This is a genomic window from Sphingobium sp. (genome assembly GCF_033795625.1).
Lineage (GTDB): Bacteria > Pseudomonadota > Alphaproteobacteria > Sphingomonadales > Sphingomonadaceae > Sphingobium.
The window spans coordinates 33,436-50,269 of the sequence record NZ_JARYGI010000010.1; the positions used below are offsets into that span (position 1 = coordinate 33,436).

Annotated in this window: 11 protein-coding genes and 1 pseudogene; 4 read left to right on the forward strand and 8 right to left on the reverse strand. The window is 61.0% G+C overall.

Annotated elements, in window-relative coordinates; all coding sequences use genetic code 11:
* Positions 1-7 precede the first annotated feature (7 nt).
* On the reverse strand, positions 8-859 hold the full coding sequence (locus QHC67_RS07125) for an alpha/beta hydrolase (protein WP_319292682.1): 852 nt from the start codon (positions 857-859) through the stop codon (positions 8-10).
* A gap of 308 nt (positions 860-1,167) precedes the next feature.
* On the opposite strand from QHC67_RS07125, the gene QHC67_RS07130 reads away from it, so the two are divergent.
* Genes QHC67_RS07130 through QHC67_RS07140 form a run of 3 tightly spaced genes read left to right on the forward strand, consistent with a single transcriptional unit; the run spans position 1,168 to position 3,574 of the window.
* Positions 1,168-2,001 (forward strand): enoyl-CoA hydratase/isomerase family protein, encoded by an 834-nt coding sequence (locus tag QHC67_RS07130; protein WP_319292684.1) that lies wholly within the window; start codon positions 1,168-1,170, stop codon positions 1,999-2,001.
* On the forward strand, positions 1,998-3,179 hold the full coding sequence (locus QHC67_RS07135; protein WP_319292686.1) for a thiolase C-terminal domain-containing protein: 1,182 nt from the start codon (positions 1,998-2,000) through the stop codon (positions 3,177-3,179). Before QHC67_RS07130 ends, QHC67_RS07135 begins: the two co-directional genes overlap by 4 nt.
* A complete protein-coding gene (locus QHC67_RS07140; RefSeq protein ID WP_319292688.1) occupies positions 3,176-3,574 on the forward strand; it encodes a Zn-ribbon domain-containing OB-fold protein in 399 nt (132 codons plus the stop codon). The genes QHC67_RS07135 and QHC67_RS07140 overlap by 4 nt, the downstream gene beginning before the upstream one ends.
* A 154-nt stretch (positions 3,575-3,728) precedes the next feature.
* On the opposite strand, the gene QHC67_RS07145 is transcribed toward QHC67_RS07140, so the two are convergent.
* The 3 genes and pseudogenes from QHC67_RS07145 to QHC67_RS07155 form a co-directional block, all read right to left on the reverse strand.
* Positions 3,729-5,381: a thiamine pyrophosphate-dependent enzyme gene (locus QHC67_RS07145; protein WP_319292690.1), complete on the reverse strand. Its 1,653-nt coding sequence runs from the start codon at positions 5,379-5,381 to the stop codon at positions 3,729-3,731.
* Between the two features lie 105 nt (positions 5,382-5,486).
* Positions 5,487-5,636 (reverse strand): annotated as a pseudogene (locus tag QHC67_RS07150) (CoA transferase); the annotation flags it as partial.
* On the reverse strand, positions 5,636-6,820 hold the full coding sequence (locus QHC67_RS07155) for an acyl-CoA dehydrogenase (RefSeq protein ID WP_319292692.1): 1,185 nt from the start codon (positions 6,818-6,820) through the stop codon (positions 5,636-5,638). The gene QHC67_RS07155 and the pseudogene QHC67_RS07150, both read right to left, overlap by 1 nt.
* Positions 6,821-7,091: 271 nt before the next feature.
* Here QHC67_RS07155 and maiA point away from each other — a divergent pair, with 271 nt between their 5' ends.
* Positions 7,092-7,748, forward strand: coding sequence for a maleylacetoacetate isomerase (gene maiA / locus QHC67_RS07160; RefSeq protein WP_319292694.1), 657 nt, complete (start codon positions 7,092-7,094; stop codon positions 7,746-7,748).
* A gap of 56 nt (positions 7,749-7,804) precedes the next feature.
* On the opposite strand, the gene QHC67_RS07165 is transcribed toward maiA, so the two are convergent.
* The 4 genes from QHC67_RS07165 to QHC67_RS07180 form a co-directional block, all read right to left on the reverse strand.
* Complete coding sequence (locus tag QHC67_RS07165) at positions 7,805-12,328, reverse strand: beta strand repeat-containing protein (RefSeq protein WP_319292696.1); 4,524 nt, start codon at positions 12,326-12,328, stop codon at positions 7,805-7,807.
* Between the two features lie 133 nt (positions 12,329-12,461).
* Positions 12,462-14,276, reverse strand: a complete 1,815-nt coding sequence (locus QHC67_RS07170) for a hypothetical protein (protein WP_319292698.1) — start codon at positions 14,274-14,276, stop codon at positions 12,462-12,464.
* A 9-nt stretch (positions 14,277-14,285) separates the two neighbouring features.
* The gene (locus tag QHC67_RS07175; RefSeq protein WP_319292700.1) at positions 14,286-15,590 is read right to left on the reverse strand and encodes an O-antigen ligase family protein; all 1,305 of its coding nucleotides are present in this window, start codon (positions 15,588-15,590) and stop codon (positions 14,286-14,288) included.
* Entirely contained in the window at positions 15,587-16,804 is a 1,218-nt protein-coding gene (locus QHC67_RS07180; RefSeq protein WP_319292702.1) for an acyltransferase, read from the reverse strand. Before QHC67_RS07180 ends, QHC67_RS07175 begins: the two co-directional genes overlap by 4 nt.
* Positions 16,805-16,834: the final 30 nt, after the last annotated feature.

Genomic DNA, 16,834 nt, shown 5'->3' on the forward strand with positions numbered 1-16,834 from the left:
CGCCTGATCAGGCCGTAACCTGGTGCGCGCGCGCCAGGAAGGGCAGGATGGCATCGGCAAAGGCATCGTTCCGATCCCCCGCCACCATGTGCCCCGCCCCAGCGACCTCGACGATCTCCAGTTGTGGAACACGTGCCTTCATCTGCACCATTCCGGCTTCATCGACGACATCGCTCTGGGCGCCGCGCATCAGCAGCGTCGGGATTGTCACCCCGTCGGCGACAGCAAGAAGGGCGGTCGAATAATCGGGCGGCTCGGGCGTCGGCCTGCCGGCAATCAACGCGGGATCCCAGTGCCAGTGGAGTCGGCCGTCCTCGCGAAGACGCAAATTCTTGCGCAGGCCGTTGCTATCCGATGGCCGAGGTCGATCGGGATTATAGGCGGCGACCGCAGCCACAGCCTCATCAAGCGTCGCAAAACCCTCGGGATTGGCCGTCATGAACCGGATGATTTTCTGGGCGCCGACCGGATTGGGACGCAACGCTATATCCACCATGACAAGCGCGGTCGCAGGACTGCCGGTGGCGGCGGCATAGAAGCTGGCCATGCCACCCATGGACGCACCCACCAGCGCGGCCGGTCGATCCAATGTGGCCAGCACGGCGCGCAAATCGTCCGCCAGCGCAGGCAGGCTATAGTCGCCGTCCGGTGCCCAATCGCTATCCCCATGGCCCCGCGCGTCATAGGCGATCGTGCGATAGCCCGCCTGGACCAGGCGGTGCATCGTGCCGCGCCAGGAGTGACGGGTCTGCCCCCCACCATGCAGCAAAACGACCGGGGGCCGATCCGCAGCCCCCTCGCAATCTGCTGTCAGCGACACGCCCCGCGAACCGGAAATATGCGTAGTTACCAACGTCATCTGCATGCCCTTTGTGGAAACATTATTACCCTATGCCCTGGCCTGGCCTAGCGCCGATGGCGACAGAGGCCCTTGGCGCTTGCCCCGCATTAGTTGGTCCGTCAAACGCGAGATTTATACTACACCGCCTAGTCAGTCGATATATTTAGGACCTCAATGCGCCTAGCGCAAGATTCTATCCTACACCCTCGTATGATGGGTTCGGCGGGGGCTAAGACTTTCAAGATAAGGTGTTGACGCTCGCGAAAGCAGTGATATATTTTTAGACCGACTAGCCGGTCGGAATATAATTAACTGTGAACAGGCGGATGACGAACAAGATTATGACCATTGCAAGCGCTCCGCTGATCGAAACCGAACGGGTGTCCCTTGATGAGCATGGGCGGGAAGCCGCAATTTTGTGGTTCAACCGGCCCGATGCGCTGAATGCCATCAGTTGGGAGGCCATGCGCGATCTTGCCGCCTCGCTGGCTGCCGCTGAACAGGACCATGCCGTTCGCGCCGTATTCATCGCCGGTCGCGGGCGGGCGTTCAGCGCAGGCGGGGATATCAAAGCCTATAAGAAATTGCAGGCGGACGGCGCGGCGTTCACCGCATTTGTCGACGATTATTGCCGCCTGACCGAAGGCATCGCCGACATGACCAAGCCCGTTATCGCGCTGGTGAATGGCCTTTGCGCCGCGGGTGGGCTGGAACTGTTGCTGGCGTGCGATTTCGCATGGGCCGCGGAATCGGCCCGGATCGGCGACATGCACGTAAACTTTGCCCAGATCGGCGGTTCAGGCGCGATGGCCCGGTTGCCGCGCCTGATCGGGCAGGCACGAGCGCTTGAGCTGGTCTTGTCCGGCGAGATGCTGGATTCTCGCCTGGCGCTGGAGTGGGGCATCGTCAATCGGGTGGTCCCCGACGACCGGCTGTTGGAAGAAGGGCTTCGTTTCGCGCGCGCGCTGGCGGCCAAGAGCCCCAACGCGGTGAAATTCGTGAAGCAGTCGATCCGTCACGGCATGGATCAGGATCTGCCCGGCGCGCTCAAATTCGAACGCGACCAGTGCCTGCGGTACTGCCTGACCCTGCCGGACTCGATGGAAGGGATCAACGCCTTCATCGAAAAGCGCGATCCTGTATACGGGGCCGGTCAATGAGCGCGAGCGGCCGCCCGTCATTTCTGGGCCGGACGGCGATCACCGGCGTCGGTTATACCCCCCTCAGCCGTGATTCCGGAATGAGCGTGCACGCTCTCGCCGTGATGGCCTGCCGCGCGGCCTTGGACGATTGCGGGCTGAAGCCGAGCGACGTCGACGGCATCGTGACCTACAGCCTGCTGAACGATTCCGTTTACGGCCAGGCGGTTGCCGCTGGCCTGGGCAGTTCCGAACTGACTTATGCGGTCGACCTCAGCCTGGGTGGCCAGGCGCCATGCGCGGCCGTGACCATGGCCGCCATGGCCGTGGATTCGGGAATGGCGCGCAATGTCCTCGTCTTCCGCGCGCTGAACGGGCGCAGCGGTAAGCGGATCGGTTCGACCTCCTATGAATCGCTGACATCGGAATTTCGCTATCCCATCGGGTTCAACGCGTATCCCCAATATATCGCTATCTGGGCCAGGCGCTTTATGATCGAAACCGGCTTCAGTTATGAAGATCTGGGGCATGTCGTGTCGGTTCAGCGTGACTATGCGGCGCTGAACGAACGGGCGATGCAGCGCAAGCCGCTGTCGGTCGAAGACTATCTGGCCACGCCCTTCATCGTCGATCCCTTCCGCAAGGCGGACTGCACGATAGAGGTCGATGGCGCTTGCGCGGTGTTGGTCACTTCACTCGACGAGGCGCGGTCCCATCGGCAACCGCCGGCGGTCATCAATGGCGCGGCCTGGACGACGCCCAAGGGATCGGGGCTGGATCATGCCGATCTGTTCAGCTGGCCCGACTGGTCCAAAAACTGCCACCATTATCTGCGGGAACGCCTCTGGAAATCGGCCCGGGCCACCCCCGGCGACATTGATTTCGCTGAAATCTACGATTGTTTCAGCATGGTCGTGCCGATGACGCTGGAAGGTCATGGCATCTGCCCCACCGGGGGCGCCGGCGAATTCATCTCCAGCGGCGAAACCCGCCTCGGCGGCTCACTGCCGGTCAACACCCACGGCGGTCTCCTGTGCGAAGGCTATTTGCACGGCATGAATACCGTTAACGAGGCTGTCCTCCAGATTCAGGGGCGCGGCGGTGCGCGACAGGTGAAGAAGAACGACTGCTGCCTGGTAACGTCGGCTGCAATGATGGACGGGTCTGCGCTGGTGCTGACGAAGGACGAGATGCAATGAGCGTCGTAAGTGAAACAGGCATCCAACCCACGCTTGATACTGCGTGGTGGTGGCAAGCCCTGGACCGGGGCGAATTGCTCGTGCCGACCTGCCGGACCTGCGCCCATCGCTTTTTTCCGCCCCAACCCTTTTGCAATAATTGTGGATCGCAGGATTGCTTTGGCGCTCCCAGTGAGGGCACGGGAACCGTATATTCCTGGGTCGTGATCCACCGCGCATTCAGCCCGGAATACGCCGACAAGCTGCCCTATGCCATCGTTGCCGTCGACCTGGATGACGGCGGACGGATGATAGGGCGCTATCTGGGCGATCCGCTAACACTCCGGGACGGGTTGCCCGTTCATTTCCGAATGTTCCGGGATAAAAATCAAGCGCTGCTCGGGTTCGAGACCTAACCTTCATCACGTCTAGGGCGACTCATGACTCGGCGCCCGATGGGCTGCAGGGGGTATCGTGAGTTGTCGGATGGGGAAGCACAAAGGCCGACAGCGCGGTGTTCTGATGTTCGCCGAACAAGTTTGTTGATTAGATGAGAATTTAATCCTTAACTCAGTTGGGCGCGGGCGGGGGTAATCGAACACCAGGTGCGATGTCGAGCACGGACACCTTGACGTGGATGAGCGCCGCTGTGCCGGCTTGCCGTGCAGCGATAAGCGCCGGCTCGAACTCTTCGGTATACTCAACGGTGGTGGCCCACAGGCCAAATGCGCTTGCCATGGCGGCAAAGTCGGGATTGCGGAGGTCCGTTGCGATGACGCGACTGGGAAATTTACGTTCCTGATGCATGCGGATCGTTCCGTAGGAACCGTTGTCGATCACCACGAAGATCACGTTAGCCTGCTGCTGGACGGCGGTTGCCATTTCCTGCCCGGTCATCAGAAAGCAGCCATCACCCGCAAAGCAGAGGACTTCGCGCTCGGGATGCAAGAGCTTCGCCGCGATCGCAGCAGGAACGCCGTAGCCCATTGCGCCGCTGGTGGGCCCCAATTGCGTATGCCAGCTGCGATGTCGGTAGAAGCGATGGAGCCAGGCCGCATAGTTTCCAGCGCCGTTACAGATAATAGTGTCAGACGCGCAGAGTGTTCGTAGCGACGCGTACAGCTCCGAAAGATTGACGTCGGATTTCACCGCGATCGGCGTCGAATACGCTTCGTAAGCGGCACGTGCCTCGGCGCGCCACGTTTCCCACACCCGCTGCAGTGGCAACTGGCTAAGCGCGAGCGCCGCGCTCGCTACATCCGCCGCGGCGCTCTGCGCAGCGGGCCAGACGCGCCCCAGTTCGCCTGGCTCGGCCAGGATGTGGATCAGTTTGCGCGCCGTATCCTCGCGACTGAACAGCGTGTAGCCCTGAGTTACATTCTCGCCCAGCCGCGCCCCGATCGCGAGTATTGTATCGGCGGATTTGACGCGCTCGATGAGAGCCGGATCCGCGCCGAGACCAAGGTCGCCGATATAGCAGCCATGCTCGTTGTCCCACAGATCCTTGCGCCGGAAGGACAGGATCACCGGCAGCGATGCTTTTTCCGCCCAGCTGCGCAGCGCATCGAGCGCCTCTTCGCTCCAACCACTCCCACCGAGCACCAGCAACGGCCGCTCGGCACCATTTAGCCGCGCCACGACCTCCTCGACGAAGGAGGGTGGCAAGCCGGTCGCGGTTGGCGTCACGAGCATGTTATGTGCTGGGCCGACAGGCTCGATCAGCATGTCCTCCGGGAGCGCGATGACCACTGGGCCCTTGCGCCCGTTCTGGGCGGTGGCAAAAACGCGGTGCAAGATCTCATCGACACGCGAGGGATCGTCGATCTCGACCGACCATTTGGCGAGCCGACCGATGCTTCCGGGATAATCAACTTCCTGAAAAGCCTCGCGCCCGCGGTGCCGCCGCGCAATCTGGCCGACGAAAAGGAGTACCGCGGTCGAGTCCTGCTGCGCGGTATGGATTCCAATGGAGGCATTTGTCGCGCCCGGTCCCCGCGTCACCATGCAGATGCCGGGACGCCCAGTCAGCTTGCCGTGGGCGTCCGCCATGTTAGCCGCGCCTGACTCGTGCCGGCAGGTTACGACGCGGATGGATGGCTCGTCGTACAAGGCGTCCAACACCGCAAGAAAGCTTTCGCCGGGAACACAGAATACGTGGTCCACGCCTTGCGCCACCAACATATCGACGACGGCATGGGCCGCGGTTCTTTCAATCCTGGACATCAATCGTCTTCATTCCCGTACAGAATTCGCGAGCATAGGAGCCTTGCTCGCGCGCCCCTATGCTGGATGTGCGGCTCCCACCGAACGGCGCCTGCAGCTTGGTCCCGGCGGTGCCCGCCCGCGTGTGTCGTCGCCCGCCGGACTTTCTACTTTGATGACCTCAGCACCAAGGTCGGCCAGGACCTGCCCTGCCCTTGACCCCGCTAGGATCCGGGCCAGTTCGACCACCTTCAAGTCTGCGAGCGGCGGGGTCATCAGAAAGCCGCGATGCCGGTGATAGCCCGACCCAGGATCAGCGCGTGGACGTCGTGCGCACCCTCATAGGTATTGACCGTTTCCAGGTTCATCATGTGCCGAATAACCTGATATTCCTCAGAGATGCCGTTGCCGCCGTGCATATCGCGGCTCATACGCGCGATATCGAGGGCCTTGCCGACGTTGTTACGCTTGACCATGGACACCATTTCCGGAGCGAAACGCCCCTCATCCATAAGGCGACCAACGCGCAGGCTGCCCTGCAGGCCGAAGGCGATGTCGCACATCATGTCGGCGAGCTTTTTCTGGTACAGCTGGGTGGCTGCGAGCGGACGGCCAAATTGCGTGGGATCCAGGCCATATCGGCGCGCGGCGTGGAAGCAGAACTCGGCCGCGCCCAGCGATCCCCAAGAGATGCCGTAGCGCGCGCGGTTGAGGCAGCCGAACGGCCCCTTCAGACCTTCCACCCCCGGCAGCAGCGTATCGGGGCCCACCTTCACCTCGTCCATCATGATCATGCCGGTGGTGGACGCACGGAGCGACATCTTGCCCTTGATCTTGGGCGCCGAAAGGCCGGCCATGCCCTTGTCCAGAATGAAGCCGCGGATTTGACCATCATGTGCTTCGGACTTCGCCCATATTACGAAGACATCGGCGAAGGGCGCGTTGCTGATCCACGTCTTGGCGCCGCTCAGCGAAAAGCCATCGCCATCGCGCTTGGCGACCGTACTCATACCGCCCGGATCGGATCCAGCCTCAGGCTCGGTGAGCCCGAAACAGCCAATCAAGTCGCCCGACGCCAAACCGGGTAGATACTTCATCCTCTGCTCATGTGAGCCGTAGGCGTAAATCGGGTAGATCACGAGGCTAGATTGGACCGATGCCATAGAGCGATAGCCTGAGTCGACTCGTTCGATCTCCCGGGCGACCAGCCCGTAGGCGACGTAGCTTGCGGCGGCGCCTCCAAACTCTTCGGGCAATGTCACACCGAGCAGGCCCGCCCGTCCCATAATCGGGAATAGCTCCGGTGCATCCACTTCATTGTGGAAGTCAGTTATGACGCGCGGCTGTAATTCGCTCTGCGCGAATTTTTGCGCGGCATCCCGGATGATCCGCTCCTCGCCGGAAAGCTGATCGTCTAGCTGAAATGGATCCGCCCAATCCAAACGTTCCACAGCACTCATATTATCTCTCCCGTCTCTGAAAGGATATGATGCGGATCGAATTCGGCCTAGAAAAATTTGCATGCTTGATCACAAAACGGAATGACGATGCTTGATGCTCTGCCGCGACCAAAAAAAGCTTTGCGGCGTAAAGATGCCGACTCGTTTTCTCTGTCGCGATATCGATGTTTGATCACGTTCCTTGCGCGATCAGAGCGCTCGCATTAGTTTCGGCAGGCAATAATCCGGTGAGAACGATCTGGGGCCTTGCAACGCTTGGAGTCTGCATCGAGTGACGGACAGTATCCATCCCGTGGTCCTGCACGACTACTTCCGGTCCTCCGCAGCCTTTCGCGTCCGGATCGCGCTGAACATTAAGGGCATTGAATATCAAAGCATTCCCCATCATCTGCGCAAGGGCGAGCAAAGCGCAGCCTCCTACCTTGCCGTCAATCCGCAGGGCCTTGTTCCAGCGCTCGAAATAGATGGATCCTGCTTCACCCAGTCTCTCGCGATCATCGAGTATCTGGATGAGGCCTATCCGCATCCTCCGCTGTTACCGGCCGACCTCGTCGGCCGAGCCCGTGTCCGCAGCATCGCGCAGATCGTCGCCTGCGACATCCACCCGTTAAACAATCTCCGTGTCTTGAGATATCTGCGCGCCCCGCTCGGCCACCCGGAGGACACGGTGCGGTCCTGGTACGCGCATTGGATTAGCCAAGGCTTTTCTGCACTGGAGAGCATTCTCAATCGAGGGCCGGAAGGCTCTTTCTGTCATGGCGACAATCCGGGGTTGGCAGATATCTGCCTGGTTCCGCAGCTATTCAATGCGCGGAACTTCGACGTCGATCTGACATCCTTTCCGCGGATTGAGGAAATTGTGGAGCGGGCCATGGCTTTGCCCGCGTTCATGAAGGCGCATCCATCGAACCAGCCCGATGCGGAATGATGGCTTGATATCGTTCGAGGGAGCCCGCCTCACCGTGAAGCGGGCCCTTTAGCTCCTCAGCCGAGAGAGAAGTTCTGAGCTGTCAGCGTGGGCTTGTTCCCCAGAAAGGCGACCTGAACCATGGCAGCCGAGCCGGACCCGTCGGAATCGTAGAACAGGTTGCCCGTCGCGCTATTGTAGATCACATGCTGATCGGCAGTTTGCGCCGCTGCTCCAGCGTAGAACGCGGAACTCGGAAGGCTGCCTATCGGCGTCGTCGCAAAAGCGGCGAAGACGGCTCGGGAAAAGACGAACCTGTCTTCTGTCGCAGAGAAGTCTTTCACTGTATCGCGGTCGGCCGAGACGGTAAGGGAGTCGAACAGGAAGCGGTCGGCTCCAGCGCCCCCGGTCAGTTCATCCAGCCCGGCGCCGCCTACCAGCAGGTCGTTGCCGTCATTGCCCTGAAGAAAGTCGTTACCAGCCTCTCCATAGATTGCGTCGTTGCCGCCCATGCCGACGATCAGGTCTCCGCCCAAACCGCCATAGAAGCTGTTATTCCCGTCATTTCCCGTCAGAGTATTGGCAAAGTCGTTGCCAATCACATTGATGTCGGCAGTTCCAATCTGCGTAAGCTTCTCCAGATTGGCTTCCATCGTGAAATCGACGGACGAGAAGGCCGCGTCCGTGCCCTCGCCAAAAGCTTCGACGATGCGGTCGCCAAGATTATCGATGTAGAAGATGTCGTTGCCGATGCCGCCATAAAGCGTATCCGCACCGCCCCGCCCATCCAGCGTATCGTTGCCCGATCCGCCGTAAATGCTATCGGCGCTTGCATTGCCATTCAGTATGTCATTCCCGCCCAGGCCGTTGATCGTCCAAAGATCGTTGGTTGGAGCAGTGAAGCTGTTCGCGCCATTATCACCCGTGTAGCTTTTGGGTTCGGGGAGATTATTGACGCCGATCGTAAAGCTCGTTTCCACGAACAGCCCGCCGCTGTCGGTCGCGCGAGCCGTGACATTGTGGCTGCTGGCTACCTCGTAATCGAGCAACCCGCCATTGGCTACGGTGATGACTCCGGTCATAGCATCGATGACGAAGCGCCCGTTCGCCGTGTTGGTAAGGCTGTAGCTGAGCACCTCGTCATGGTCCACGTCCTGCGCGGCCAGCGTGCCGACGGCGGTGCCGTTCGCCGCGTTCTCGTTCACCTGCCCGCCGGTCAGCGCCAAAGCTGTCGGCGCGTCATTGGCACCCGCGATGGTCAGCGTGACCTTGGCGCTGGACTGGATGCCCGCCGCATCCTTGATGGTATAGCTGAAGCTATCGGTGGCGCTCTCCCCTGCCCGAAGCGACTGATAGGCCGTTCCCGGCGCGAAGGTGATGATGCCGTTCGTTACCGACAGCGCCGAGCCATTTACGGTTGCCGCCGGAAGTGGCAAGAGCGTGAGAACGTCGCCGGGATCGACATCGATATCATTGCCAAGCAGTGCATTGATCGAGAAAGTCGATCCATCCTCGCTGACGGCGACCTGGTCTGCGACTGCCAGCGGAGCGTCATTTACCGGAGCGACATTGACGGTAACTCTGCCCGTGGCCGTAGCGCCTGCACTACTCGCGATCGAGTAGCTGAAAAGCGCCGCGCCGCTGAAATTGGCGGTCGGCGTGAATACGACATTACCAGCGCCGTTGAGCGACACCTTACCGCCGGAGATCGCGGAAACGCCAGTCAGATTGATGGGGGAACCGTTCGAATCCACGTCGTTGGCCAGCAGCGTGGAAGCAAGGAACGTAGAACCCTGGTCCTCCTGTCCGCTCACCGTATCGGCGGTGCCTATAAGCGAAGGCGGTCCGCCTTGCGAACCCAACGGGCTGAAGATCTTGTATTTGACCGATGTCCCGGAATTATCGCCGCCCTGTGCGCTGTAATCGGTCCACATGACAGCGAAGTCGCCATCCTTGCCACCGGCTATGGCTGGATCGACTTGCGCGCCCAGTGATTGCGTGTTGACGATGAACTCCGCGCCGATGCGGATGCCCTGATCGTCGAAGATTTGCGCCTTGATGCCTGCCGTGCCGCCTTCCGACGCCGCTCCGCTATAATCGGACCAGCTTACCGCGAAACCACCATCGCTGAGCGCCGACAGGACGGGTGCGATCTGTCCCGCCGTGATCGTGGTATTGACGCGCGTTTCAGTACCGACTTTAGCGCCATTGGCACTGAAGACCTGAAGCTTTATGCCATAATAATCATTGTCGCCGCCCCGCAGGCTGGCATCTGCCCATGCAACCACGAAGCCGCCGTTGGAAAGGCCGATGACGGTTTGCTGCTGCTGATTGCTGGCGGTTTCCGTGTTGACCAGGAATTCGCCGCCGACCCTGCTGCCAGCCGCATTGTAGATCTGCGCCTTGACCGAATCCTTGCTGGCGTCGCCGCCCGCCAGGCTGGTGTCGTGCCAGCTTACAACGAAGCCGCCCGAGATCAGCGACGCTACGACTGGCGTATCCTGCACGTTCGCCGTGAAGCTGTTGACAAGAAACTCGCCACCGGTGCGATTGCCGTTCTGGTCGAACATCTGCCCCTTGATGCTTGTACTGCTAGCGTCGCCGCCTTGCAGGCTGGCGTCGGCCCATGTGATGACGAAGCCACCCGACGAGAGCACCGTCACCGCGGGGGTGCGCTGCGCGTTCGCCGTCTCGCTGTTGACCAGGAATTCACCGCCGATCGCGCTGCCCGCCGCGTCGAACATCTGCGCCTTGATCGAGGATACGGAGGCGTCGCCGCCCACAAGGCTGGAATCCACCCAGCTGACGACAAATCCGCCCGATGGCAGTGCAGCCACCACGGGGTTGTCCTGGCTGTTCAACGTCTGCGTGTTGACCAGGAACTCGCCGCCGATCTTCGCGCCATTCGCTCCGACGATCTGACCCTTGATCCCGTAGCTGCTGGCGTCGCCGCCCTGAGTGCTGCCATCGCTCCAAATGAGCACATAGCGCCCGTTGCTAAGCCCGGCGAGTGCTGCCTGCTGCTGATTGGAGGCCGTGGCTGTGTCCGCCAGCAACTCGGGTCCGCCAGCATAGCGCTTTTCGTTGGCTGAATCGGTGAGCGACAGGTTCACGACCTTGTCAAAGCTGTTCCCGAACGTGTCGGTGGCGCGGACGATGACGGTCGCTCCCTGCGCGGACTCGTAGTCGAGGAGCAGGCTGTCCTTCACCACCAGCTTGTCGGCCTGGATCAGGAACGCACCACCTGTGGAATCATCGATGATGGCGTAACTGTAGACTGCATTCAGAGCACCATTGGCGCTAAGGCTCGCAATCGTCGTGTTCTCGACGGCCGTTTCCGAAACGATGGTATTGGAAATGGCCACATTGCTGATCGGCGACGTCGTCGGCATCAATATGCGGGCCCTGATGGACCCGTCGGCATCGCCATTCTGCCCGCTATAGTCGGTCCAGCTCACCACCAGTCCGCCCGATGCGAGCGCAATGATGGAGGGCATCTCCTGATTGCCGGTCGTGATGCCGTTGACCTGGAACTCGCCGCCCAGCTTATTGCCCTGCGCGTCGAATATCTGCGTCTTGATGCCAAAGCCGCTGGCGTCGACGGACAGGTTGCTGTTGTCGCGCCAGCTTATAGCGAAACCGCCGTCGGGCATGGCCGTGATGGACGGCTGATCCTGGGAATTGAAGGTGGTCGTGTTGACCAGAAATTCCCCGCCCACACGCACGCCCGCGGCGTCATAGACCTGCGCCTTTATCCCCGCCGCATTGCTGTCCCCCTGCAGAGACAAGTCGCGCCATGTAATGACGAATCCGCCATTGCTCAGGGCCGTGATGGCAGGCTGGTCCTGCGTGGAAGACGTAGCGCTGTTGACCAGAAATTCGCCGCCGATCTTGCCACCCGTGGCGGAAAACATCTGCGCCTTTATGCTGGAAGCGCTGCTGTCGCCGCCAAGAAGGCTCCCGTCCATCCAGGTCGCGACGAAGGCGCCGGACGCAAGCCCCGCAAGAGCCGGGAACTGCTGACTGCCCGTGATGGTGCTGTTGACCAGAAATTCGCCGCCGACCTTAGCGCCCGCCGCATTGTATATCTGGGCGCGAATGCCAGTGCCCTTGGCGTCAGGAGCCGTAGCGCTGGCATCGACCCAACTGATCACGAACCCGCCTGAAGCGAGGCTTGTCGTCACCGAGTTGGACTGACCAAGTTGCGTGGTCGTGTTGACCAGGAACTCGCCGCCGACCTTTGCGCCGGTGCCGTCGAATATCTGGGCTTTCACGCCGGTCTTGTCGGCATCGGGGCCGGTCGCGCTGTTGTCGGTGAAGGTGACGACGAATCCGCCATTGGCAAGCGCGGTAACGGAGGGCTGATCCTGCGCGTTGAGCGTCGAGGTGTTGACCAGGAACTCGCCACCCAGCGCGACGCCGTTGGCGTCATAGATCTGCGCCTTCACGCCCGATCCGCTACCGTCCGCCGTCGCATCGGTCCAACATATGACGAAGCCGCCGGACGCCAGCGCGGTCATGGTCGAATCCGTCTGCACCCCCGACAGCTTCGTGTTGACCAGAACTTCGCCTGTCGCTCCCGTATAGGCTCCACTCGCCATCCGCTCATCCTCAACCTAGGTTAAATGTTCGATAGCGAAGTTCAGCCCGCCGGGGAGAGATTACGCTTCCACCGAAGCTCGCGGAATAGACGATTCAGGATCGGCACTCCCCATTGGGATAGTAGCCTCTTGGTCAGCGGGCCGATCGCCCCCGCCCCTTTGCGTCCGATGAAGCTTTGCGCTGATGCACGACGACCGAGTCCATCGCATCGCCGCCTGAGGGCCCGACGCAGGAAATCAGATAGGTGGTCGTCTTCTCCGGATATACGAACAATGCACCGCTTCCTGGCACAGGGCGGCCTGCAAGCTTGCAAACCTGAATGTGCTCGCCCTGCCAGATGAGGTTAACTTGCTCTCCCGGCGCGACGGTGGAGGGCTCGGCCCGGATCGTCACATCGGGCAACGGCGGCGCAGTCGCTACTGCAAAGCCGCAGCTCGGGTCGGGATCGGGGCCCGCCGCTGCGTGCTGTGGCCCGCCATCTCCAGCCAGCGCGCCCAGATACTCCTCAAGATAGGTAAAGCCGCTTGCGGCCGTACGATTTCGGTCGGCAGCGTCCTGCGAGGATAGTCCGTGCGCCTTTTCCCAACTGTCCGCAATGCCGTCATTGTCCGCATCGGGTGGTGCAGAAGGTCCGCTCAGCACCGGCCAGCCGCCGACCTGTGCGGGATCATCAATGATGGAACCGCGACATGACGCCACTTCGCGCATCACACGCTGGTCGGTCGTATCCCGTTGCGGCTTGGTTGCCCCGCCCAACGCCAGTATATCGTGATAGGCTTGCCCCGGACCCGTGATCGCCGCAGCATCGACCGACAGCTTCTTGACGGGCGCAGATTTGACATAGCGCCAGTCCTTTGGCTCCAATACCAGCCTCTCGTCGCCGCGATTGGCAGGACGATGCAAGTCGATGTTGTCCTTCAAATAGATCGCAAAGTCCGCGGGATAGTCGCGGAAATAGTTGACGAGATAGAGACGCGTGCTCTTCTCCGATGACGGACCGAGAATGGCGATGTTACCGATTACGTTTGCGCCGACCGCGCCAAACCGCGTGTAGAACTCTCCATTGTAACGCGCCGAATTGTAGATGACGTTATTGATCATGTCGAACTGGCCGCGCGTGTTGATCAACGGATTTCGCCGGACGTTGCTGGCGATCAGATTGTGATGAAAGCTGATGTCGCGCGCGCCATAGCCGAAATAGGTGCCCCGGCTGTGCGGCTCCCGGTTGGCGCGGTTCAATCCTTCGGAGAGGATCGACCACTGGATCGTGACGTTGCGTGTTTCTCCGCATCTGGCCGGTTTTTCGCCGGGACCGACGATGTTGATCCCTTCGTCCGTAGGCCATGATGTCGAGACATGATCGAGGATCACATCATGTGCGCCGCCGCTGATCTGGATCGTGTCGACATTGTCGGACGAGCGTGTCGACGGGCCCGGACGCAGCCGCAGATGGCGGATCACCACGTCATGCGTCTGGATCAGCATCGGTGCGTTCGGTGAATTGCCGATGCGGATCGCTATGCCGCCTGGGGACGTCTGGCCGGCGATAGTGAGATAAGGCTTCATCACCTTGATCCAGTCGTCCACGACGATCGTGCCGCTCACCCGGAATACGCATGTTCGTGGACCGGACGCCTCCGCACAAGCGCGCAACGAGCCTTCTCCGGTATCTGCAAGCGTCGTGACGGGAATGACCACGCCGCCCCGCCCTCCTTTGGCGAAGCGCCCGAACCCTTGAGCAGTAGCAAACGCCTTCTGTCCGGAAGACGGAGCGTCGGCATCGTCGCATTCGATGCTCGCCGGAACGACGGCTTCCGATAGATCATCGCCCCCAGCGAAGGGGAGATTGCCGGTAAGGAGCGTCGTCATCATCAATGCGAATCCCACCACCATCAGCATGATGAGTGCTCCGCCGAACGGGCGCGGCTTGCCTGCACGTGTTGCCATGCCGTCAAATCAGCCGCGGGCACGCTCGAGGCGTTGCAGGCGCGCCGGAGAGTAGCGCCGCCTCAGCCCCAGCCGCATGTCCAGCGGCCCCCCAGCGGTGCGGGCGATGGCCAGCGCCAGGATCACGGGAACGGCCCAGAGCCGCGCATACATATGCGGGCTGGCAGTGGAGAACAGCAGGAACGTCGCTAAGACCGACAGGCAGAGCGCACCGGCCATCCTGTCCCTGCGCAAGGCGGCGAGCGCGACGAGCAGGAAAATGCTCATCATCGTGATCCACCCGGCGAGCGCGATGAATCCGCCCTCCACCCAGAGCAGCAGATACATATTATGCACTGGCGCGTTCTGGCCACTGACCACGCGGTCCTGATCCACGCCCGCCCCCAGCAGGATATGGTCGCCCACGCGATGCCATGCGCCATCCATCAGGGCTACACGGCCTTTGAACGTCCCGGCCTGCGCGAAATCGCCGCTTTCCAGCGCGTTGGCTACGCGCTTCTGGAAAATGCTGGGAAGGCCCAACTCTCCCGGCGCAAGGGCAATGCTCACCACGGCCAGTGCCAGCAGCGTATAGGCTTTGACGCGCACGCCACCTGCAATCACGAAAATCAGCATGGCCGCCAGCGCGCTACCGAATGCAGTCACGGAGGCGGAAAGCATCAGTGCAAAGAACAGGATGGCGGTAGCAAGGATCGCCTGCCACGCATTGATCAGCCGCCGCGCCCGGAGGTAGAAGGTGAACGGAAGCGCCATGGCGATCGTTGCGCCATTCCAGTTGGCATCGGTTACGAATGCGCCCAGCCTGCCGCTGCCCGAGATGAAGTCGAAACCCAGGATCGACCGCGCTTGCTCGAAGGACCCCTGGAAGGTGAAGTAGACGATGACGCCGGCCAATTCCATCAGCACGACACCCGCCAGCAGCGCACGCGCCAACCGGTGCGTTTCGCCATTGCCATGCCCCATCAACAGAAACGGAAGCACCATCCAAGCAAAGCTGTACTGAATTGCCACGATGGGCCAGCGAAGGGGATCGTTGCCGAAAAGCGAACTGACAAGCAGGCCCGCCATCATCAGCACGAAGGCAATCAACCACACCGGAGAAAGCACGCCGAACGGTTGAAGCGGGATATACTGGCGAACCACAAGCTGCGCCGCGCCGAGCAGGAAGCAGGCGTCGCTGATGGTGAAGAGGATATCCAGCGACGGACGCCAGGACAGATAAGGCGCGAGAAATATCGCCGCCAATATCAGGAACGGAGCGCGGACATCGGCTTGAACATGGCCGGCTTGCGGGTTCGCCATCGCGGCAGTCATGCGTGGCTCTCCTGAACGCCCGGCACACTCGGCGGCTGGACGGCTGTCTTTTCCCGATAAATGCGCTGGCGAAAGAAGTGCTGATAAGGCCACAATTCGAGGCTGACATGGACAAGATGCGTGAGCGGGATGGTGATCGCCACCACTACGCAGGAGAAAATCGCGATCGAAAGGCCAACCGAGTCCGTGAAGAGCCCCATCCGGTCGAAAACCTGTCGTGCCAGGAAATATGTATAGGGATGCACCAGATACAGGCTGTAGCTGACGGTGCCGAGATACCGCATCACCGGATTATCCAGCGCTGCTGCGGTCAGGCTGCCCGGCATTACGGCGAAGTAGAAATAGATCCCTGTGAATATGATGATGGGCACGACCACCGGGTTGGCGAAATCGCTCCAGAGATATTCGAAATGCCCCTGGCTCGCGAAGCCGATCATCAGGATCAGGCTCGCGGCCTCGATCAACCGGCGATTGACAGGTACCTGCCATTCATGGCGGCTCGCCAGCCTTATGGCAGCGCCCATGACGAAGTAGATCGCGATCGGAAAGGCGATCAGGAAAGCCAGCCCCGCCAGGACCGCCACGCCCCCGAACCAGTGGCGCCGCCGGACTGCGAAGTGGACGATGCCGTACATCAATATATAGAACATGACTTCGTAGGTCAGGCTCCAGGCATTGGGCGTCAATTGCTCCGTGCCGACGAACAGGTTCAGGAAAAAGAACCCCGCTAACAAGGCTATGACCGTGTTGATCGCGGGATACGCGTTGGTCGCCGCGTTAAGAGCTACGAAAAGGAGAGATAAGACGAAGAACAGCGGATAGAGCCGCAGGAACCGCCGCAGTGCGAATTCGCGGGGCGCATAACGCATTGCGCTTGGCAGGATGACGAAACCACTGATGACGAAGAAAAGCTCCACGCCGAACGTGCCGAGATACCAGGGCGCCTTGACCGCTTCGACATAGGCAGGGTGATCGGCGTAGATATGCTTTGCCGTGCCCCCAAGAATATGGGCGATCAGCACCATCATCGCGGCCAGACCACGCAAGCCGTGCGCGGCCGCGTTGAAGCCGCCTTCCCTGACCTTCTTTCGTGACGCAGGTGCGCGCGTGCCTCCACCAAGATTGTTCAGCAGAGCCGATGATGCTTCGTTCAGACTGACCATCCCCTGATCCCGTTGCCCCTTGACGCCTTCGATGACCGGACTCGTCGCCATGTCACTCGCCCAGCATAAGCTGCAAGAAAC